This is a genomic window from Streptomyces marokkonensis (assembly GCF_008312835.1).
GTDB lineage: Bacteria > Actinomycetota > Actinomycetes > Streptomycetales > Streptomycetaceae > Streptomyces > Streptomyces marokkonensis_A.
Map to the genome: position 1 here is coordinate 113953 of NZ_VSKS01000014.1, position 20585 is coordinate 134537.

20 protein-coding genes are annotated in these 20585 nt (G+C 72.7%); 5 read left to right on the forward strand and 15 right to left on the reverse strand.

The features are described from left to right. Positions 1–27: 27 nt before the first annotated feature. From F1615_RS23635 to F1615_RS23670, 8 genes are all read right to left on the reverse strand, one after another. Positions 28–888, reverse strand: a complete 861-nt coding sequence (locus F1615_RS23635) for a hypothetical protein (protein ID WP_149551066.1) — start codon at positions 886–888, stop codon at positions 28–30. Further along, on the reverse strand, positions 885–1460 hold the full coding sequence (locus F1615_RS23640; RefSeq protein ID WP_149551067.1) for a SigE family RNA polymerase sigma factor: 576 nt from the start codon (positions 1458–1460) through the stop codon (positions 885–887). The genes F1615_RS23635 and F1615_RS23640 overlap by 4 nt, the downstream gene beginning before the upstream one ends. Before the next feature lie 312 nt (positions 1461–1772). Continuing rightward, a complete protein-coding gene (locus F1615_RS23645; RefSeq protein WP_149551068.1) occupies positions 1773–3230 on the reverse strand; it encodes a penicillin-binding transpeptidase domain-containing protein in 1458 nt (485 codons plus the stop codon). A 93-nt stretch (positions 3231–3323) separates the two neighbouring features. Further along, the gene (locus F1615_RS23650; protein WP_149551069.1) at positions 3324–3986 is read right to left on the reverse strand and encodes a response regulator transcription factor; all 663 of its coding nucleotides are present in this window, start codon (positions 3984–3986) and stop codon (positions 3324–3326) included. Continuing rightward, positions 3983–5281, reverse strand: a complete 1299-nt coding sequence (locus F1615_RS23655; protein WP_149551070.1) for a sensor histidine kinase — start codon at positions 5279–5281, stop codon at positions 3983–3985. Before F1615_RS23655 ends, F1615_RS23650 begins: the two co-directional genes overlap by 4 nt. After that, positions 5278–6282 carry a hypothetical protein gene (locus F1615_RS23660; RefSeq protein WP_149551071.1) on the reverse strand — a complete coding sequence of 335 codons (1005 nt, stop codon included), beginning with the start codon at positions 6280–6282 and terminating at the stop codon, positions 5278–5280. The genes F1615_RS23655 and F1615_RS23660 overlap by 4 nt, the downstream gene beginning before the upstream one ends. Before the next feature lie 81 nt (positions 6283–6363). Further along, on the reverse strand, positions 6364–6837 hold the full coding sequence (locus F1615_RS23665; RefSeq protein ID WP_149551072.1) for a GNAT family N-acetyltransferase: 474 nt from the start codon (positions 6835–6837) through the stop codon (positions 6364–6366). A gap of 3 nt (positions 6838–6840) precedes the next feature. Continuing rightward, positions 6841–7614: an IclR family transcriptional regulator gene (locus F1615_RS23670; RefSeq protein ID WP_149551073.1), complete on the reverse strand. Its 774-nt coding sequence runs from the start codon at positions 7612–7614 to the stop codon at positions 6841–6843. Positions 7615–7755: 141 nt separating this feature from the next. Between F1615_RS23670 and F1615_RS23675 the strand changes: the two genes are divergently transcribed. Beyond that, positions 7756–9285 carry an aldehyde dehydrogenase (NADP(+)) gene (locus tag F1615_RS23675; protein WP_149551074.1) on the forward strand — a complete coding sequence of 510 codons (1530 nt, stop codon included), beginning with the start codon at positions 7756–7758 and terminating at the stop codon, positions 9283–9285. Between the two features lie 6 nt (positions 9286–9291). On the opposite strand, the gene F1615_RS23680 is transcribed toward F1615_RS23675, so the two are convergent. Then, positions 9292–9954 carry a response regulator transcription factor gene (locus F1615_RS23680; protein WP_149551075.1) on the reverse strand — a complete coding sequence of 221 codons (663 nt, stop codon included), beginning with the start codon at positions 9952–9954 and terminating at the stop codon, positions 9292–9294. 161 nt (positions 9955–10115) lie between these two features. Next, positions 10116–11840 (reverse strand): histidine kinase, encoded by a 1725-nt coding sequence (locus F1615_RS23685; protein ID WP_149551076.1) that lies wholly within the window; start codon positions 11838–11840, stop codon positions 10116–10118. 374 nt (positions 11841–12214) lie between these two features. On the opposite strand from F1615_RS23685, the gene F1615_RS23690 reads away from it, so the two are divergent. From F1615_RS23690 to F1615_RS23700, 3 genes are all read left to right on the forward strand, one after another. Further along, positions 12215–12823 carry a DUF1349 domain-containing protein gene (locus F1615_RS23690; protein WP_149551077.1) on the forward strand — a complete coding sequence of 203 codons (609 nt, stop codon included), beginning with the start codon at positions 12215–12217 and terminating at the stop codon, positions 12821–12823. 81 nt (positions 12824–12904) lie between these two features. Then, positions 12905–13621 carry a DsbA family oxidoreductase gene (locus tag F1615_RS23695; RefSeq protein WP_149551078.1) on the forward strand — a complete coding sequence of 239 codons (717 nt, stop codon included), beginning with the start codon at positions 12905–12907 and terminating at the stop codon, positions 13619–13621. Between the two features lie 96 nt (positions 13622–13717). Beyond that, positions 13718–14770 (forward strand): aminotransferase class V-fold PLP-dependent enzyme, encoded by a 1053-nt coding sequence (locus tag F1615_RS23700; RefSeq protein ID WP_149551079.1) that lies wholly within the window; start codon positions 13718–13720, stop codon positions 14768–14770. An 80-nt stretch (positions 14771–14850) separates the two neighbouring features. On the opposite strand, the gene thpD is transcribed toward F1615_RS23700, so the two are convergent. From thpD to F1615_RS23725, 5 genes are all read right to left on the reverse strand, one after another. Beyond that, positions 14851–15750 carry an ectoine hydroxylase gene (gene thpD / locus F1615_RS23705; protein ID WP_208818387.1) on the reverse strand — a complete coding sequence of 300 codons (900 nt, stop codon included), beginning with the start codon at positions 15748–15750 and terminating at the stop codon, positions 14851–14853. A gap of 6 nt (positions 15751–15756) precedes the next feature. After that, the gene (locus tag F1615_RS23710; RefSeq protein WP_149551080.1) at positions 15757–16155 is read right to left on the reverse strand and encodes an ectoine synthase; all 399 of its coding nucleotides are present in this window, start codon (positions 16153–16155) and stop codon (positions 15757–15759) included. Positions 16156–16190: 35 nt separating this feature from the next. Then, positions 16191–17462: a diaminobutyrate--2-oxoglutarate transaminase gene (ectB, locus tag F1615_RS23715; protein ID WP_149551081.1), complete on the reverse strand. Its 1272-nt coding sequence runs from the start codon at positions 17460–17462 to the stop codon at positions 16191–16193. A gap of 70 nt (positions 17463–17532) precedes the next feature. Next, entirely contained in the window at positions 17533–18039 is a 507-nt protein-coding gene (gene ectA, locus F1615_RS23720) for a diaminobutyrate acetyltransferase (RefSeq protein WP_149551082.1), read from the reverse strand. Between the two features lie 406 nt (positions 18040–18445). Next, positions 18446–19546 (reverse strand): aminotransferase class V-fold PLP-dependent enzyme, encoded by a 1101-nt coding sequence (locus F1615_RS23725; RefSeq protein WP_149551083.1) that lies wholly within the window; start codon positions 19544–19546, stop codon positions 18446–18448. Positions 19547–19732: 186 nt separating this feature from the next. Between F1615_RS23725 and F1615_RS23730 the strand changes: the two genes are divergently transcribed. Next, a complete protein-coding gene (locus F1615_RS23730; protein ID WP_149551084.1) occupies positions 19733–20584 on the forward strand; it encodes an ABC transporter substrate-binding protein in 852 nt (283 codons plus the stop codon). Position 20585 lies beyond the last annotated feature (1 nt).

Genomic DNA, 20585 nt, shown 5'->3' on the forward strand with positions numbered 1-20585 from the left:
GGTTGCCGCGTCCGGCGATCTTTTTTTCTACGAACCGTCGTCGTCCGTCGTGTCCTTGTCCTCCCGCGGCGCGAAGTCGCCGTCGACGGCGTGTTCCTCGGACCCGGTGCCGGCCCACGCCGCGTAGCTGTCGCCGCGGGCGTCCCGGCCACCGCGCTCGTGGTTGTACTGGCCCGCGAAGACCCACTCGCCCGCCGGGACGGTACGGCCCGCCTTCAGCGTCCAGGTGTAGACGAGGAAGCCGTCCCGCTCGTCCACCGCGAGGCCGAAGTCGCCCTCGGGCAGCGAACGCCAGGCGCCCGCGGAGGACACCCGGCCGGTCTGCTCGATCCGCAGTTCCACGGTGAGCGAGGTCAGCGGGACCTTCGTCTTCAGCGTCACGTTGCTCTGCGCCCAGAACTCGTTGCTGTGCGGGTCCACCGAGCCGTCCGACCACAGCGGGCCGTCCTCGACCCCGGCCGGTGGACGTGAGACGCCGGTGGACGAACTCGGCGTACCGGCGGGCGGGGCGGCGGTGTTCCGGGGGCCGTCCGGGGCGCCGGTCGAGGGGCTTACCGGCGGCTCCGGGGCCCTGCTCGTCGCGTCCGGGGACGGCGTGGGCGTCGGCGAGACGGCCACCTGCCGGTGCGGCGGCGCCTCCTCGCCCTTCACCGCGGAGGCGACCGCGTAGCCGCCCACCGCCAGCACACCGGCCACCGCGGCCGTAGCGCCCGCCACCCGGACCCAGCCGAACACCCCGGGGCGCGTGGCCCGGTGCTCCGGGCGGGCCGGGCCGGCCATGCCGCGTTCCACCCGGGCGAGGATGCGCTCGCGGTCCGGCTCGTGCGCCCCGGCCGCCTCGTGCAGCCGGGCGCGCAGTTCCTCGTGCACGTCCCGCCGCATCGTCATCGGTCCCTTCCCGCCGCCTCGCCGGGGCGCGCGGACGCCGCCACCGCCGCGTGCACCCGTCGCGGCACCTCGTGTGTGCCCAGCAGCCGCTGCAGTTCGGTCATCCCCTTCGAGGTCTGGCTCTTCACCGTACCCACCGAGATGCCCAGGGCCAGTGCGGTGTCCTTCTCCGACAGGTCGAAGGCGTGCCGCAGCACCACACACGCCCGCTTGCGGAACGGCAGCCGGCGCAGGGCCTCCTGCACGTCCACCACACCCGGCACGTCGGGGTTCTCGGTCCGTTCCTCGCGCGGCGACCAGAACAGCGCGATCCGGCGACGCTCGCGCACCGCGCCGCGGATCCGGGTGCGGGCCAGATTGGCCACCACTCCCCGGGCGTACGCCACCGGATGGTCGGCGGCGCGCACCCGGTCCCAGCGGTGCCACAGTGCCAGCAGCGCGTCCGCCGCCAGATCGTCGGCGGCGTCCGCCTCACCCGTCAGCAGATGGGCCAGCCGGGACAGTTCGGCGTAATGGCGTTCGAAGAAGGCGTGGAACTCCACGGAGGCGGCGTCGTCGACGACGGTGCCCACGGGCGACCTCCCCTCGCACGGCGTGAGTTCCGGAGCGTAGCAGTGATCATCGCACACCTGTGCGGGGGGTCGAACGCCGTCTGACGGGTCGGCACGCGAATCCGTGTCACAGGAACCACACCTGAACGATGTCCCGCACGGGCACCATCCAGCCGGCGTGCGCAGAAGACGGCCGACCGACGGGTGTACTTCGCGAGCGACCCGATCGAGCAGCTCCTCGGCGTCACGCAGCCGCGTGGTGACGGGGGACGGGCCGCCCCCGGGGGGAAGGGGGCGGCCCGTCCGTGAAGACGCCTGTGCGGGCGGGCGGGTTCAGTCCCGCAGCGCCGCTTCCATCGCCGCCCTGGCGACCGGGGCCGCCAGGCCGTTGCCGCTGACCTCCGAGCGGGCCGCGTCGGACTGCTCCACCACGACCGCCACGGCGACCTCCTTGTCCGAGGAGTCCGACCGCGCGTACGAGGTGAACCAGGCGTACGGCGTCATGCTGTTGTTCTCGCCGTGCTGCGCGGTGCCCGTCTTGCCGCCCACCGCGGCGCCGGAGATCCGCGCGTTCGACCCGGTGCCCTCGTCGACGACCGTCTCCATCGCCGACCGGAGCTGCCCGGCGGTCGAGGAGCTGACGATCCGCTCCGAGCCGGCCTCCTCGTCGTAGTCCCTCAGCACGTCGCCGCCGCTGTCGGTGACCCGGCTGACCATGTGGGGCCTCGCCAGCTCCCCGCCGTTCGCGATCGCCGCCGACACCATCGCCATCTGCAGCGGGGTGGCGGTCACGTCGAACTGGCCGATGCCGGTCAGCGCGGTCTGCGACGGCTCCATGTCCGAGGGGTAGACGCTGGGGTGGGCGCGCACCGGCACGTCCTGCGTCCCGTCGTTGAAACCGAACTTCTCGGCCATCGCCCGCACCCTGTCCTCACCGAGGTCGACGGCCATCTTCGCGAAGACGTTGTTGCAGGAGTACTGCAGCCCGACCCGGATCGAGGCGTTCTCACAGGGCGCGTCCGGGTTCTCGTTGGTGAGGTCCGTGACCGTGCCCGGCAGCCGGTACGGGTCGGGGCTGTCGGTCCTCTCGTCCACCGACCGGTACAGCCCGTCCTCCAGCGCGGCCGCCGCGACCACCAGCTTGAACGTCGAGCCCGGCGGCAGCGGCCGGCGCAGCGCCCGGTTGATGAGCGGCTTGTCCGGGTCCGCGTTGAGCCTCTTCCAGGCCGCACCGGCGGTGCCGGCGCCGGTCAGCGACGCCGGGTCGTACGACGGGGTCGACACCACCGCGAGGATCCGGCCCGTCCCCGGGTCGATCGCGACCGCCGCGCCCTTCTTGCCGCCGAGCGCCTCGTACGCCGCCTTCTGCACCGCCGGGTCGATGGTGGTCACCACGGTGCCCGGATCGGCCCGCCGGCCCGTGACGGTGTCCGTCACCGTCCTCAGCCGGGGGTCCGTGCCGTTGAGCAGATCCGCGTAGATGCCCTCCAGCTGTGTCGGCGCGTAGGCCTGCGAGGCATAGCCCGTCACCGCCGCGTACAGCGGGCCGTTCTCGTACGTGCGTGTGTACGCCAGGTCGCCTCCCTCCGTCCGGGCCGAGCCGGTGACCGGCTCCCCGGCCACGACGATGTTCCCGAGCGGCTCCGCGTACGTCTCGATCGCGTTGCGCCGGTTGTCCTTGTCGTCCGCCAGTGCCCGGCCCTCGTAGAACTGCACCCAGGTCGCCCTGATCAGCAGGGAGAACACCAGCAGCAGCGTGAAGACCGAGGCACGCCTGATCGTCTTGTTCATCGCGCCCGGACAGACGAACGGCAGGGGGCGAAACGTTCCCTTACGGCCGTTTTCTCATCGGACGTTCATCGAGCCCGCCCCACGTCGCGCCCGTCATGTGCCGCGCAGGAAGCCCGCCTCGTAGGCCGCGATGACGGCCTGGGTACGGTCCCGGGCGTCCGTCTTGGCCAGCACCGACGCCACGTGCGTCTTCACCGTCGCGGCGCCGACCCCCATCCGCCGGGCGATCTCGGCGTTGGTCAGCCCGCCCGCCATGTGCCGCAGCACCTCGCTCTCGCGTCCGGTCAGCCGCCCCACCCACGCGGGGGGCGTGCGCCCCGCGCGCGCGTGCTCGGCGGCGAGGGCGCGTACCGCCGCCGGGAACAGCAGCGTGTCGCTGCGGGCCACCAGCCGCACCGCCCCGACCAGCGCGTCGGGCTCCGCCCGCTTGAGGAGGAACCCGGCGGCCCCGACGCGCAGGGCGTCGTACACGTAGGAGTCGTTCTCGAAGGTGGTGACGACGACGATCCGGGGCGGCCCGGCGAGCCCGGCGAGGATCTGCTCGGTGGCGCGGATGCCGTCGACCTCCGGCATCCGTACGTCCATCAGCACGACGTCCGGCCGCTGTTCCCGCACCACGGCCACCGCCTCGGCGCCCGTGGCGGCCTCGCCGACCACCTCCAGGTCCGGCTCGGCGGACAGGATGGCCCGCAGCGCGGTGCGCACCATGCGTTCGTCGTCGGCGAGGACGACACGGATCGGGGCGGGACCGGTCATGAGGGCTCCTCGGGAGGGTGCCGCGGTCCGTGGGGACCGGGGGCGGCCGACGGGGGCGTCAGGGGCAGCCGAACGCGCAGGCGCCAGGTGCCGTCCGCCGGGCCCGCCCGTGCCGTGCCGCCCAGCAGGCGGGCGCGGGACTCGATGCCGGGCAGGCCGTGACCGCCGCCGGGGCGGGTGGGGGAGGGGGCCGTGAGGGGGTTCTCGACACCGATCTCCAGGTGCCCGGCGCGCAGTTCGACGCGTACGGTCACCGTGACCCGCTCACCGGCGTGCTTCAGGGCGTTCGCCAGACCCTCCTGGACGATGCGGTAGGCCTCGCGGGAGAGCACCGGAGGCAGGGTCTCCAGCGGTGCCGCGATCGTGGCCGCCACCGTCGGCCCGGCGGCCCGGGTGCGGCGCAGCAGGCCGTCCAGGTCCGCGGCGAGCGTCGGCGCCGGGGCCGTACCGGGCGCGTCGCCGTCGCGCAGCACACCGAGCACCGCGTCGAGTTCGCCCACCGTGCGCCGGGTGGTCTCCTCGATCGCCGCCAGGGCCTCGCGGGCGAACTCCGGGTCGGTGTCGAGGACCCGGCGGGCGGCGCTCGCCTGCAGGGTCACCGCGCTCAGCGCGTGCCCCACCGAGTCGTGCAGCTCGCGCGCCAGCCGGTTGCGCACGGCGAGGTCGGCGGCGCGTGCCTCGGCGGCGGCGAGCCGGTCCTCGGGGGCCGGACCGAGCAGCGCGGGCGCCCAGCGGGCCAGCAGCGCGCCCGCCCCCGCCGCGCAGCCCGCCAGCGCCAGGAGTGACGCCACCCCCGCGACCGGCGCGAGGGCCAGTGCCCAGCCGTGGTGGAGGACGTCCGGCAGCCCGAGCCCGGTGTCCCGCAGCCCCGCGGCGAGCGGCAGCACGACGAGCACGGCGGCGAACGGCGGCAGCGCCAGCGACATCCCGGCGACGATCCCGCCGATCCCCAGGTGCAGCGTGAACCACAGTGCCGTACGGGCCTTGGCCGCCCGGCCGCGGGCGGCACCGTCGGCGAGCAGGGCCGCGTCCACCCCGCACAGCCAGCGCACCGCGGCGCTCTCCAGCGGCCGGGTCAGCGGGAAGAGCGAGGTGACGGCGGCGAGCGGCAGGCCCACACCGAACGACGCGAGCTGCAGGCCCAGCGAGGAGAAGACCTCGGTGGAGCCGCTCACGGGACCGACGACGACCGTGCCGACCAGGACGTACGGCATGGCGAGCGCCCCGCCCAGGATCAGGTGGATCCAGCGCAGCCGCGCCCGCCGGCCGAACAGCGGCCGCAGCAACGCCCTCACGTCACCGGGTGCCCCGCGGACCGCGCCGCGAGGATGCGGGCGCCGACGGTGGCGACGAGGAGGCCGACGATCATCTGGCCAGCGTAGGTCAGCAGCATCAGCGCCGTCGGCCGGTCGGCGGGATCCGCCCCGGGGACCAGCGCGGCCGCGGCCATCCAGCCGCCCCAGCAGGCCACCGCGCCGGAAGCGATCCCCGCCACGGTCAGCGGCACCCGCGCCGGCAGCGCCGGAACCCGCCGGAAGGCCAGCACCAGGCCCCCGGCGACCGCGGCCAGGAGGAAGACGACGTACAGGGACTCAAGGACGTGGAAGTCGCTGCCCCGGCCGGCGGCGACGCCCTCGTTCAGGCCGGTGGTGCCGCCGCAGGCCCACACCGTCCGCAGGGTCAGCGGGAACAGCGCGAGCACGGCGGCCGCCACCGCCAGGACGCGCTGCGCCGCCCCCGCCCGTCGGGCGGGCAGGTCCCCCGTCCGGCCGCGCCACAGATGGCCCCAGCGGTCCCGGGCGTACAGCACGAACAGCGTGCCGAGCGCGAGGCCCTGGACGATGAACCCGGTGTAGACGACGGCGAACACCCACCCGTGCAGGAAGGGTTCGGCCTCGCCGCCCGAGGTGCCCGCCGCGTCCCCGCCGAACGCGCGCACCAGCAGCTGGAGCGGATAACCGGCCATGATGGGCGCCAGCAGGCCCGTCGCGATCCACATCGGGACCGCGAGCAGCCACGCGGGCACCGCGCGGCCCCACGGCCGGGTCAGCAGCAGCGCGAGCACGATCACCGCGCCGTCCATCAGGATCGTCAGGACGTTGGCGACGGCCATCCCGGTGGGGTGGTCGAGGAGCGGGCTGCCCGCCGGGATGCCGACCCGGCTGCCCGCCACCCACGCGGTCTTGAGCGTGAGGTACGGCAGGCAGGCCACGACGGCGACGGCGCGCAACAGCCTGCGGGAGCGGGGAAGCGCGGGACCGCCGGTGACGACGGCGGAGGCGAGTGTCTGCGACATGCCCCCACACTCCCGTGCGGCGGCCCGCCGGCACGTCCTGCCCGGCGACGATCCGCCTCCGCCGTGCGGGGGAGTGCCGGGTCAGCCGTCCAGCGTGAGCACCAGCTCGTCGATCTCCGCACCGCGCGCGGGCGCGTACCCGGTGGCCCGCGCGGAGACCTCGAAGCCGCACCGCTCCAGCACCCGCCGCGAGGCCGCGCTGTCCGCGGCCACGCGCGCGTACAGCGGGCGTTCGGCCACCTCGGCCAGCAGACCGCGCAGCGCGGCCGTGGCGATGCCCTTGCCCCAGTGGGCGCGGTCGACCCAGTACGTCACCTCGCGCTCACCCGGCTCCCCGTAGACCGACACGTGACCGACCACGTCGCCGTCGCCCAGCACCGTGCGCACGACGATCTCCGGTGAGCTGCGGATGCGCGCCCAGTGGGCGTCGAAGCGGTCCCGGTCGGCCGGGTCCTCGGGGGTGAAGGCGGCCATGCGCAGCGACTCCGGGTCGTTCAACTGCCGGTAGAAGACGGGCAGATCGCTGTCGTGCAGCGGTCGCAGGGCGATGTCCACGGGTCAGAGCCTCCGGGTGGCAAGGGCCAGTCGGTCGCGGGCGTCGAACAGGGCGTCCTTGACCATCTGCTCGTGCGCGGGGGTGAGCCGGGCCACCGGCACCGAGCAGCTGATCGCGTCCCGCGCGGGGGTGCGGTACGGGATCGCCACACCGAAGCAGCGCAGCCCCAGCGTGTTCTCCTCGCGGTCCACGGCGAAGCCCTGCTCCCGCACCAGGCGCAGCTCCTCGATGAGCTTCTCCCGGTCCGTGATGGTGTGCTCGGTCAGGGCGGGCAGCGTCTCCGGGAGCATCTTGCGCACCTGCTCGTCGGAGTACGTGCTCAGCAGCGCCTTGCCGAGCGATGTCGAGTGCGCGGGCAGCCGGCGTCCGACCCGGGTGAAGGGCCGCAGGTAGTGCTGCGACTGGCGGGTGGCCAGGTAGACGACGTTGGTGCCGTCGAGCCGGGCGAGGTGGATGGTCTCGGTGGTGTCGTCGGAGAGCCGGTCCAGCGTGGGCCGGGCCGCCGCGACGACCTCGTCCCCGTCGATGTAGGACGTGCCCACGAGCAGCGCCCGGACGCCGATGCCGTACCGCGTGCCCGTCGCGTCCGTCTCCACCCAGCCGAGTTCCACGAGCGTGCGCAGCAGCATGTACAGGCTCGACTTGGGATAGCCGACGGCCTCCTGGACCGCCGCCAGGGAATGCATGCCGGGGCGCCCGGCGAAGTATTCGAGCAGTTCAACGGTCCGCACCGCGGACTTGACCTGCGCCCCGCCGCCTGTCTCGCCAGCCGACATCGCCCTTGACCCCTTCGTTCGCCGGGAAATAGTCTCCCAGCACATTCATCTACGCAGACGGCGTTCAGTATATCGAACACCGCTGGTGGGTGACGTACATACTGCGGCATTGCATGCGGCATTCAAGTGGAGGGACCCGCGGTGGCAGCAGCACCAGTCTGGAGTGTCGACCCCCGAACCGGGAAGCAGCGTGAACAGGTTGCGGTGGAGGCCACAGCCCAGGAGGTGGACGCCGCCGTCCGCGCCGCGCACGACGCGCGCGGCGCGCTGACGGACCGCGGTGTCCGCGCGGCCTTCCTGCGCACGGCCGCCGACGAGCTCGAGGCGGCCGGGGACCGGCTCGTCGAGGCCGCCGACGCGGAGACCGCGCTCGGCCCGGTCCGGCTCACCGGCGAACTCGCCCGCACCTGCTACCAACTGAGGGCCTTCGCGCGCATCGTCGACGAGGGCGCCTTCCTCGACGTCGTCATCGACCACCCCGACGACACCGCGACCCCGCCCGTCCCGGACCTGCGCCGCTACAAGATCCCGCTGGGCGTCGTCGCCGTCTACTCCGCGTCCAACTTCCCCTTCGCCTTCTCCGTGGCCGGCGGCGACACCGCGAGCGCGCTCGCGGCGGGCTGCCCGGTCGTCGTCAAGGCCCACCCCGACCACCCCGGACTGTCCGAGCTGGTCGCCAAGGTGCTGCGCCGGGCCGCCGCCCGCCACGACATCGCCGAGGGCGTGCTCGGCCTGGTGCACGGCTTCGAGGCAGGCATCGAGCTGATCAGGCACCCGCTGGTCGCTGCGGCCGGTTTCACCGGCTCCGTCCGCGGGGGCCGGGCCCTCTTCGACGCGGCAGCCGCCCGGCCCGTCCCGATCCCCTTCCACGGTGAGCTGGGCTCGCTGAACCCGGTCGTCGTCACCGAGGCCGCCGCCGCCGAGCGCGGCGAGGCGATCGGCGCCGGCCTCGCCGGTTCGATGACGCTGGGCGTCGGCCAGTTCTGCGTCAAGCCGGGTCTGGTCCTCGCCCCGGCCGGTCCGGCCGGCGACGCGCTGCTGAAGTCCCTGACGGACGCCGTCAGCGACACCGACGCGGGCGTCCTGCTCGACCACCGCATGCGCGACAACTTCGTGGCCGGCGTCGCCGAGCGCGCGCAGCTGCCCGGGGTGGAGTCCCCGGTGACCCCGGGCGCGGGCGGCGAGCACACCGTCAGCGCGGGCTTCCTGACCGTCCCGGCGAGCCGGCTGGCCCGGGAGGGCGAGCACGACCTGCTCCTGGAGGAGTGCTTCGGGCCGGTCACCGTGGTGGCCCGCTACGAGGACGACGCCGAGGTGCGGGGCGTGCTGTCGCGGCTGCCGGGCAACCTCACGGCGACCGTGCAGCTGTCCGCCGAGGAGGCGGCGGGAGCGGGCCGCGGGGCCGAACTGGTCCGGGAACTGACCCCGCTCGCAGGACGCGTGCTGGTGAACGGCTGGCCGACGGGGGTCGCGGTCGCCCCGGCCCAGCACCACGGCGGCCCGTACCCGGCGACGACCTCCACGTCCACGTCGGTGGGCGGCACGGCCATCGAGCGGTGGCTGCGGCCGGTGGTCTACCAGGGGACTCCGCAGGCGCTGCTGCCCGACGAGCTCAAGGACGCCAACCCGCTGGGACTGCCCCGGAGGTTCAACGGCAGGCTGGAGCGCTGAGGGGGTTCACCCCGCGCTCGGCTCCAGGCCCGCGTCCCGGGCCAGGAGCGCCGCCTGCACCCGGTTGTCGCAGTCGAGCTTGGTCAGGATGCGGCTGACGTACGTCTTCACCGTGGCCTCGCTCATGTGCAGCCGGGCGCCGGCGTCCGCGTTGGACAGGCCCTCGCCGAGCAGGGCCAGGACCTCGCGCTCGCGTTCCGTCAGACCGGCGAGGCGGCGGCGTGCCTCCTCGCCGCGCGTGGTGGCGGCGGGGGAGGCGAGCGTGTCCACCACGTGCCGGGTGGCGGCCGGGGACAGATAGGCGTTGCCGGCCGCCGCGGCACGGACCGCGTGGATCAGCTCCTGCGGCGCGGAGTCCTTCAGCAGGAAGCCCGCGCTGCCGTGGCCGAGCGCCCGCAGGACGTTGTCGCGTTCCCCGAACGTCGTCAGGATCAGCACCCGGACCCCCGGCGCGACCCGGCCCAGCTCGGCCAGCGCGGTCAGCCCGTCCATCACGGGCATCTGGATGTCCAGCAGGGCCACGTCGACCGCGGTGCTCCGGGCGGTGTCCACCGCCTCCCGGCCGTCGGACGCCTCGGCGACGACATCGATGTCCTCCGCCGAGGTCAGGATCATCCTGATACCGGCCCTGATGAGCGGCTCGTCGTCGGCGACGAGGACCCGGATCACGCGGCCTCCTGCGCGGTGTCGGTGTGACGAGGTCTCCCGCCGGACCCCGTCGCCCGCCCGAAGGGCGCGCGGCGGACGGGAGTTCGGCGACAGGGCCCCGCGGATGTCGAAGCCCGCCCATCATGCCCGATCCGGTCGCCGGTGCGGCCATCTGCCGTCGGTCATATCTCGTGCTCGTAGGACTCCTTGGAGGACAGTTTCCCGTCGCGGAAGCAGAACCGGTAGACGATGTCGTCCTCGTCGTCCACGAAGTGCTCGCAGGTGGCGTCCTCCGGCAGCGGCGGGCCGTCCTTCTCCACGCCCTCGGTGAGCAGCGAGCCGCCCTCCGGGAACTTCTCGCGGAGGTCCGCCTCGGCGTCGCCGACCCGGGCCGACTCGTACACGCTCGCCGGGATGACACCCTTCTCGACCTCGTCGATCAGCTGCGACACCCCCCACACCACCAGGGCGCCTACGCCCACGACGAGGACGACGGCGGTGAGGGCGCACCCGAGGGCGACGTTCTTCCTGCTGCTCATGATGGCGGCGAACTCCTTCTGCGGATCGGCGCGGTGCTCGTTGACCGCTCCACCGTCGCCCGCGGGGCCCTCGCCGGTCTGCCCCCGAAAGTCGCCGCCCGCAGCGACGGACGTCGCGCCGTCCGCACGGGACGGGGCCTCGCCCCCGTCGTAGGGCAGCACCCCGGCGAGGCGGAACCCGCCCTCGGGGGTGGGGCCGGAGTGCACCATGCCGCCCACCAGCCGGGCCCGCTCCCGCAGGCCCGTCAGACCCTGGCCGCCGCTGATCGCGGGCGGCCCGTCCGGCGCCCCGGCCGGTACCGGCCCGTTGGCCACCTCGACCACCAGGCTGTCCGGTTCGTAGCGCAGCGCGACGGTGATCGGGGCACCCGGCGCGTGTTTGTGCGCGTTGGTCAGCCCCTCCTGGGCGATGCGGTACACCGCGTGGTCCGCGGCGGGCGCCAGGGGCCGTTCGGTGCCGGACCGGTTCAGCCGCACCGGTACGCCCGCGGCCCGCGACGACTCGACCAGCTTGCCGACGGAGGCCGCCACGCGGGCCTGCGCGGGTCCGGCGGTGTCCGCCGGGTCCGGCTCCGGACCCTCCACGCCGTCCCGCAGGATGCCCACGGCCTCGCGCAGCTCCTGCATCGCCGTCCTGGAGGCCTCCCGGAGGATGCCCACCCCTTCCCGCTGACGGTCGTTCAGCTGCGGGTCCACCTCCAGGGCCCCGGCGTGCACGGCGATCAGGGCCAGCTGGTGGCCCAGGCTGTCGTGCATGTCCTGGGCGATGCGCTGCCGCTCCAGCAGCCGGGACTGACGTGCCACCATGGCCTGCTCGCGCGCCAGTTGGGCGTTGTGCCGCTGCAGCGCGTCGAGCAGGTCGTGACGCTGCGCGCGGTACCGGGAGGCGAGCCCCGGCACGACCGCAAGCACCAGGAACGGACTTCCGGCCAGCACGGCCGTCAGCAGCACCGAGAGCCCCGGGTCCTCGGAGGCCGTGCCGACCAGGGCGAAGACGAAGTAGAGCACCAGCCCGGCCGCGTACGCGCCCAGCGCGCGCCCCGGCCGCTTGATGCGGCTGCCCGCCGACCAGCTCGCGTAGATCAGCAGCGGAACCGTGCCGATGACGGCCCCGGCCAGGGCCGACGAGACCATCAGCACCGTCGCCGGCAGCGCGCGGCGGACGAGCGACAGCACGGCGACGCCCAGGGCGAGGGCGCCGCCGCGCACCGGGGACCCGGTCTCCGTGGTGTGGAGGAGCGCCGCGCACCCGGAGAGCACCAGGGCGAGCACCGCCTCCCCGGCGATGCGGCGAGGAGACCAGGGGGAAGCGGCGGCCAGCCGGGAACGGAGCGGCCGACGGGTACGGGGTATCTCGCTGACGTCCACGCGCAGACCCTAGAGGGCCACCCCCGCACGCCCGCATCCCTCCTTCGGCGCGGGACCGGTCGACGAAAGTGAACACCGGCCCCCGACGTCATCCCTGGTCCTTGCGGCCGTCGGCTCACGGAGACTGCGCCGGGCCGGCGCCTCCCGTTACGGCCGACGCTTCACCCTTCTTCAGAAGGCCGCCCCGACGGTCAACCGGTGCGTGGTGACCGAACTGCTGCCGGACGGCTCCGACGGCCGGGTGACGGCTCCGACGGCCGGGTGACGGCTACGACGTGCGGGACGCCACCGGGAACCCCCGCGGCGCGTTCCGGGCCGCTGACCGGTGCACTGGCCGGGTCCCGGCGCGGGGTCCTTCCTGCGACAATCCCGCCATGGACCTGAAAATCGCCGAACTCCCCTTCCCGCTGCGCACCTACGGCCCCGACGGCTCCTGGTCCTACGAGGACGGCGTCCTCACCGGATGGGCCGGACCCCGGCAGGACCGCTTCGTGCCGCCCACGGGCGAGGCCCTGGACCCCGCCGCCGACGCGCCGCGTCTGCTGGGCGCGCCCGAGGGCGACTTCCAGCTGATCGCCCGGGTCACGGTCGGCTTCGCAGCCTCCTTCGACGCAGGCGTCCTCTACGTCCATTCCGGCGAGCGGGCCTGGGCCAAGCTCTGCCTGGAGTACTCCCCGGACGTGCCCACCGTCTGCACGGTGGTCACCCGGGGGCATTCCGACGACGCCAACTCCTTCACGGTGGACGGCACTTCCGTCTGGCTGCGGGTGAGCCGCACGGGCCGTGCCTTCACCTTCCACGCCTCGCGCGACGGCGAGCGCTGGACCTTCGTCCGGCTCTTCACCCTCGGCGACGAGAAGGAGACCGGAGCCGCCCTGGTCGGCTTCATGACCCAGTCCCCGATGGGGGAGGGCTGCGTGGTGACGTACGACCACCTCGAGTACCGGCCCCACTGGCCGCACGACCTGCGGGACGGCAGCTGAGGGAATGGGAACAGCTGCTTGAAGGTTCATCCGGTTGCGGAGGGAGTCTCCGCAACCGTACGACCTGGAGAGAGCCGACCCATGCGCGTCGAGATCTGGAGCGACATCGCCTGCCCCTGGTGCTATGTCGGAAAGGCCCGCTTCGAGAAGGCGCTGGCCTCCTTCCCGCACCGTGAGCAGGTCGAGGTGGTGCACCGCTCCTTCGAGCTGGACCCGGGGCGCGCCAAGGACGACATCCAGCCGGTGATCACCATGCTGACCAAGAAGTACGGCATGAGCGAGACACAGGCCGAGGCGGGCGAGGACCACCTGGGCACCCAGGCCGCCGCCGAGGGCCTGCCCTACCGCACCCGCGGCCGCGACCACGGCAGCACCTTCGACATGCACCGCCTGCTGCACTTCGCCCGCGAGCAGGGCCGCCAGGCGGAGCTGCTCGACCTGCTGTACCGGGCGAACTTCGCCGAGGAGCGGTCCGTCTTCGGCGACGACGAACGGCTCGTCGGGCTCGCCGGCGCCGCCGGCCTCGACACCGGGGCCGTACGCAAGGTCCTCGCCGACCCGCAGGCGTACGCCGACGAGGTCCGCGCCGACGAGCGCGAGGCCGCGGAGCTCGGCGCGAACGGGGTGCCCTTCTTTGTGCTCGACCGCAAGTACGGCGTCTCCGGGGCCCAGCCCGCCGAGGTGTTCACCCGAGCGCTGACCCAGGCCTGGGGGGAGCGCCCGCCGCTGAAACTGATCGACGGCGGTGCCGGTGCCGAGGCCTGCGGCCCGGACGGATGCGCGGTGCCGCAGCGGTAGACGCCCAGGTCAGCGCGTACGCATAAGCCTTCCTTCGGGGTACCGCGCAGAATTCGGCAATGGACGGGGACTTCCCGGGGCCGCAGAGTGGTTTCCATGGAGACCTTCGAGAACCTCGTCCGTGCCGAGTTCACCCCGAAGAACACCTATCTGAACACCGCGAGCAGCGCCCTCCTGCCCGCCCGTACCGTGGCCGCGCTGCAGGACGCCGCCCGGCTCCGCGCGGAGGGCCGTTCGCTGGATCCGCTGTTCGCCGACGTCGAGGCCTGCCGCGCCGCGTACGCCCGGCTGGCCGGCGTTCCCGTCGAGCGGGTCGCCGCCGGGGCCACGGCCGCCCTGCACACCTCGCTGATCGCGGCCTCGCTGCCGCCGGGCGCCGAGGTCCTCACCGTCGAGGACGACTTCACGTCCGTGCTCAACCCGTTCCACACGCGCGGCGACCTCAAGGTGCGGGCCGTGCCGCTGGAGCGGCTCGCCGGCTCCGTCCGGCCGGGCACCGCGCTGGTCGCGGTCAGCGCCGCCCAGTCCGCCGACGGCCGGATCGCCGACCTGCCCGCACTGCGTGAGGCGGCCCGGGCGCACGGGGCGCGCACCTACGTCGACTTCTCCCAGGCGGCCGGCTGGCTGCCGGCGGACGCCGGCGCGTTCGACTACTCCGTCTCCATCACCTACAAGTGGCTGCTCGGCCCGCACGGGGCGGCGTTCCTCGTCGTGCCCGAGGACCTCGGCGATCTGGCGCCGGTGCAGGCGAGCTGGGTCGCGGCGGAGCACCCCTGGGCCAGCTGCTACGGACCGGTCGCCGAACTCGCCCACTCGGCCCGGCGGTTCGACTCCAGCCCCGCCCTGTTCACCTACGTGGGGCTGCGTGCCTCCCTCGAACTCGTCGAGGAGATCGGCGTGGACGCCGTCCGCGCCCACGACCTGGCCCTCGCCGACCGCTTCCGCGCGGGGCTCGCGAACCTGGGCCGCACAGCCGTGCCCGCGCCCGGTTCACCGATCGTGTCCGTGCCCGGACTCGGGGGTCTCCAGGCGGAGTTGGCGGAGGCCGGCATCCAGGTGTCCAACCGGGCGGGCCATCTGCGGGCCTCCTTCCACCTCTACAACACGGCCGACGACGTGGACCGGCTGCTGGAGGCGCTGTCCGGCTGACCGCACCCCGGGAACACGGCAGCGGGCCGGTGCCTCCCTGTCCCACACGAGGAGGCCCGGCCCGCGGTCCTGTGACGCGCCTACTTCACCGGGGTGAAGTCCCGCGCCCCGATGAACTCGGGACGCCGGATCGGCGCCGCGAACGGCTCGACCGCCGCGTTCTCGACGCTGTTGAACACGATGAACACGTTGCTGCGCGGGAACGGCGTGATGTTGTCGCCGGAACCGTGCATGCAGTTGCAGTCGAACCAGGTGGCGGAGCCCGCCTTGCCCGTGAACAGCTTGATGCCGTACTCCGACGCCATCTTCGTCAGTGCCTCGTCGGACGGCGTCCCCGCGTCCTGCATCTGCAGGGACTTCTTGTAGTTGTCCTTCGGCGTGGCCCCCGCGCACCCGAGGAACGTCTTGTGCGACCCCGGCATGATCATGAGACCGCCGTTGGTGTCGTAGTTCTCGGTGAGCGCGATCGAGACCGAGATCGTGCGCATGTTCGGCAGGCCGTCCTCGGCGTGCCAGGTCTCGAAGTCCGAGTGCCAGTAGAAGCCGCTGGCCCCGAAGCCCGGCTTGACGTTGATCCGCGACTGGTGGACGTAGACGTCCGAGCCGAGGATCTGCCGGGCCCGCCCGACGACCCGCTCGTCGCGCACCAGGTTCGCGAAGACCTCGCTGATCTTGTGCACTTCGAAGACGGACCGGATCTCCTTGGACTGCGGCTCGACGATCGAGCGCTCGTCCGCGCGGATGGCCGGGTCGGTGACGAGCCGCTCCAGCTCGCGCCGGTACACGGCGACCTCGTCCGGCCCGATGAGCTGGTCGATGGCGAGGAAGCCGTCGCGGTCCAGGGCCCGCAGGTCACCGGGCGGGACGGGACCGGGCGCGTCCGGGGAGCCCCAGACGACCGGGTCCTGCCGGGGGGTCGCCACCTCGGTGGCGCCACGGGTGGGATAGAGGTCGGTGACGTTCGTGGTCATGGTGGTCACGGTGACTCACACCTCCTCGGTGAGCAGCGGGTAGACGCCGTTCTCGTCGTGGTCCTCCCGTCCGGTGACGGGCGGGTTGAAGACACAGATGCAGTGGAAGTCCTCCTTGACCTTGAGCGTGTGCCGCTCGTGGCCGTTGAGGAGGTACATAGTGCCGGGGGTGATGCGGTACGTCTCCCCGGTCTCGCGGTCGGTCAGCTCGGCGTCGCCCTTGGTGCAGACGACGGCCTCGATGTGGTTCGCGTACCACATCGACGTCTCCGTACCCGCGTACAGGATCGTCTCGTGCAGGGAGAAGCCGACCTTCTCCTTGGCGAGGACGATGCGCTTGCTCTCCCACGTGCCGGACGCCGACTTCACGTGCCGGTCGGTGCCTTCGAGGTCCTTGAACGAACGGACGATCACGGTGGTGCGATGCCTCCTCGGCTCGGGTGCGTGTCTCAGGCGGTTTCGCGGACGGCGCGGGCGAGGACGGTGAGGCCCTCGTCCAGCTCGTCCGGGGTGATGGTCAGGGCCGGGAGCAGCTTGACGACCTCGCTCTCGGGGCCGGACGTCTCGATCAGCAGCCCGAGTTCGAAGGCGCGCCGGGCGATCCGTCCCGCGCGCTCCTTGTCGTGGAACTCCATGCCCCACACCAGGCCGCGGCCGCGGTACTCCTTCACGTCGGCGAGGTTCTCCTCGGCGATGGCGATCATCGCCTGCTCGACCTGCTCGCCGCGCGAACGGGTCTGCTTCTCCATCGCGGACCCGTCGGCCCAGTACGCCTCCAGCGTCGCGGTGGCCGTGACGAAGGCGGGGTTGTTGCCGCGGAAGGTGCCGTTGTGCTCGCCCGGCTCCCAGACGTCGAGTTCGGGCTTGAACAGGGTCAGCGCCATCGGCAGTCCGTAGCCGCTGATCGACTTGGACACGGTGACGATGTCGGGCGTGATGCCGGCCTCCTCGAAGGAGAAGAAGGCACCGGTACGGCCGCAGCCCATCTGGATGTCGTCGACGATGAGCAGCATGTCCTGGCGTTCGCACAGGTCGGCCAGGGCGCGCAGCCACTCGGGCCGGGCGACGTTGATGCCGCCCTCGCCCTGCACGGTCTCGACGATCACGGCGGCGGGCTTGTTGAGACCGGAGCCCTGGTCCTCCAGGAGCCGCTCGAACCACAGGAAGTCCGGCACCTGGCCGTCGAAGTAGTTGTCGAACGGCATCGGCGTGCCGTGCACCAGCGGGATGCCGGCGCCGGCCCGCTTGAAGGCGTTGCCCGTCACGGCGAGCGAGCCCAGCGACATGCCGTGGAAGGCGTTGGTGAACGACACGATGGCCTCGCGCCCCTTCACCTTCCGCGCCAGCTTCAGCGCGGACTCCACGGCGTTGGTGCCCGTCGGGCCCGGGAACATGACCTTGTACGGAAGGTCACGCGGGCGAAGGACGTAGTTCTGGAAGGACTCCAGGAACGCGCGCTTGGCCGTCGTCGACATGTCGAGGCCGTGGGTGACGCCGTCCCGCTCCAGGTAGTCGATCAGCGCCCGTTTCAGCACGGGGTTGTTGTGCCCGTAGTTGAGTGAACCGGCTCCGGCGAAGAAGTCGAGGTACTCGTGGCCGTCCTCGTCGTACATGCGGCTGCCGTGCGCACGGTCGAAGACGGCGGGCCAGCCGCGGCAGTAGCTTCGTACCTCGGACTCGAGGGTCTCGAAGACGCTGAGGTCGGGCTGGGTGATGGTCACGACGAATCGCTCCTCGGTGGCGTGGGAGGTCAGAGGGAGTCGGAAGATCAGGGGGCGGGCGGCCGGCCGGTCAGTGCGCGAGCGGCCCGATGCGGTACAGGACTTCGGGGTCGTGCGGCCCGTCGGGGAACTGGCCGGCCTCGAACAGCACCTCGCGCTCCAGCAGGGCGCCGTGACGCTCCGCGAACGCGGTGAACAGGCGCTCGGAGGCGGTGTTGCCCGGCGCGATGGTGGTCTCGACGGTGTCCACCCCGTGCTCGGCGGCGGTCCGGGCGGCCAGGCCGTCGAGCAGGGCGGCGGCCAGACCGCGGCCGCGGTACGACGCGTCGACCGCGACCTGCCAGACGAGCAGGGTGCGCGGGCTGTCCGGCCTCAGGTATCCGCTGACGAAGCCGATCGGCTCTCCGCGCTCGTCGCGAGCGACGGCCGAGGTGGCGGCGAAGTCACGGCACCACAGCAGATAGCTGTACGACGAGTTCAGGTCGAGGACCTTCGAGTCCCTGGCTATCCGCCACAGCACGGCTCCGTCCGCCACGGTGGGGCGGTCGATTTGCAGGTCTGCTTGTGCGGCAGTCATGCGAATTGAACTTACCCAGGTAAATTCAAAATTGCATCGTCTGTCGGGGTTACGTCCGGGCTTGATCTGTGTTATCAGGCGCGCGGGTACGTCCGCGCGAGAGTTCGGCGATATGCCCTAATTCTACTGGTGGATAAGGTGCAAATCGGGCGCGGTGTGGAACCGGTCACAACTGTGTAACTCCCGTGACGCCCCGCTCCCCGTGATCCGAATCGTAGCGTTTAGGGCCGGAGAAAGCGGGCAGGAGAAGACGGGAAGCTACTCCGCAAGGTAATCGGGAAATAAGCGAAAGAATGTCGCGGGAGAATCTGTGCAAGGAATTCCGATAAACCCCCGGAATTCAGCTCCCAGTCACTCCTTCGACACGGAGCGGCGGGGATGGGGGGCCGGGACCCCCGGCCCCCGTTCAGCGCCAGGCCGCTTCCGCGGCCCGCAGGGCGCCCGCGGTGTCCACGCCGAGCCCCTTCTCCGCGAGCGCGGCCCCCAGCGCCGTCAGGCTCGCGCGGACGGCGCCCGGGTTCGCCTCGGGGCCGTAGTGGTTGACGCGGATCATCTCCCCGGCGAGGGCGCCGCCGCCCGCGGCCAGCGGAAGGGCCGGATCGGCGGACAGGGCGCGGGCCACCAGGTCCGCGGCCACCGTGCCGGACGGCGCGCGCAGCGTCGTGGCGACCGGTGCCGCCTCCGCCGCGTCACGGACGTACGGCTCGAGGCCGCCGCCCAGTGCCAGCGCCCCCGCCCGCGTCGCCGCCGCGGCGGAGGCGTGCCGTGCCATCACCGTCTGCGGGCCCGCCGCCTCGATCCGCTGCGCGCACGCCTCCAGCGCCAACATCTCCAGCTGGGCCGGTGCGTGCGGCAGCGCCTTGCGGCCGCCGTCGATCCAGCGCTCCTTCCAGTCGAGGAGCGAGAGGTAGGAGCGGCGCGGTGCCCGCGGGTTCGCCGCCATCCGCGCCCACGCGCGCTCGCTCACCGACACCGCCGACACCCCGGCGGGACCGCCCATCGCCTTCTGCGCCCCGATCACGCACAGGTCCACGCCCCACACGTCGGGCAGCACCGGCTCCGCCCCGATGGACGCCACCGCGTCCAGGTGGAACAGCGCCCCGTGCGCCCGCACCGCCTCACCGATCTCCGCGACCGGGTTGGTGTTCCCGGTCGCGGCCTCCGCGTGCACCAGGGAGACGAAGTCGATCTCCGGGTGCTCCGCGAGGGCCTCCCGGATCTGCCCGGCCGTCACCGCCGTGTGGAAGGGCACCGTCAGATCGATCACGGTGGCACCGCAGTCCCGCAGCCAGTCGCCGAAGGTCTGCCCATAGGGGCCCGTGATGACGTTCAGCGCGGTGGTGCCGGGTCCGGCGGTCCCGCGGATCGCGCCCTCCAGCGGCAGCAGCGCCTCACCCTGCATGATCACTACGTCCTGCCGGGTGTCCAGCAGCCGTGCCACCCGGTCCTCGATCGAGGCGAAGCGCGCGGCGCCCAGCGGAGGCAGGTCGAGGAGGAGGTGGGTCACGGCGGTGCTCTCTCTGCTTCGCTACTGCGCGGGTACGTACGACGAAGTCGAGGGTAAACCTTCGCCCGAAGGGTGGACCGACCGCCGCGTTCCCAGGCCGGACGGCCCCGCTGCCATCGGTTTGGTTTGAGGTGCTCAAACATCTCCTTATAATCGGAACCCACAGTTCCCCGACAGGAGGCTCCCGTGAAGACGCTCCTCGGCCGCCGGACCCGCATGCTGGCCGCCACCACCGCGACGGCCGGGCTGGCCCTCCTGACCGCCTGCACCTCCAGCGACGACGGGGGCAGCGGTTCCAGGACCGCCGCCGGCGGCGTCGAGCTCGTCAAGGCGGGGCAGCTCACCACCTGCACCCACCTGCCGTATCCGCCCTTCCAGTCGGAGATCGACGGCAAGGTGCAGGGCTTCGACGTCGCGCTGATCGACCTGGTCGCCGACGACCTCGGCGTGAAGCAGCAGATCCTCGACACGCCCTTCGAGAACTTCAAGACCGGCGCCTTCCTGAACTCCGGCGAGTGCGACCTGGCCGCGGCCGGCATGACCATCACCGAGGAGCGGAAGAAGAACGTCGACTTCTCCGACCCGTACTTCAACGCCACCCAGGCCGTCCTCGTCGACAAGGGCAGCGGCGTCACCTCCCTCGCCGACGTCGAGTCCGAGAACGTCAGGCTCGGCGCGCAGGCGCAGACCACCGGTGAGGACTACGCCAAGAAGCAGGGCTTCGACCCGGTCTCCTTCGAGTCCTCCGACGCCGTCCTCAACGGCCTGCGCACCGGCCAGGTCAAGGCCGTCGTCATCGACTACCCGGTCGTCCAGGGCTGGCTGAAGGACAAGGCCAACGCCGACGCCTTCGAGGTCGCCGAGCAGATCGACACCGGAGAGCAGTACGGCTTCACGGTGAAGAAGGGCAACACGGCGCTGAGCGAGGCCATCGACAAGGCGCTCGCGGACGCCAAGGCCGACGGCACGTACAAGAAGCTGTACGAGCAGTGGATCGGCCCGTACGACGAGTCCGCCGCCTCGCCGGCCGCATCCTGAT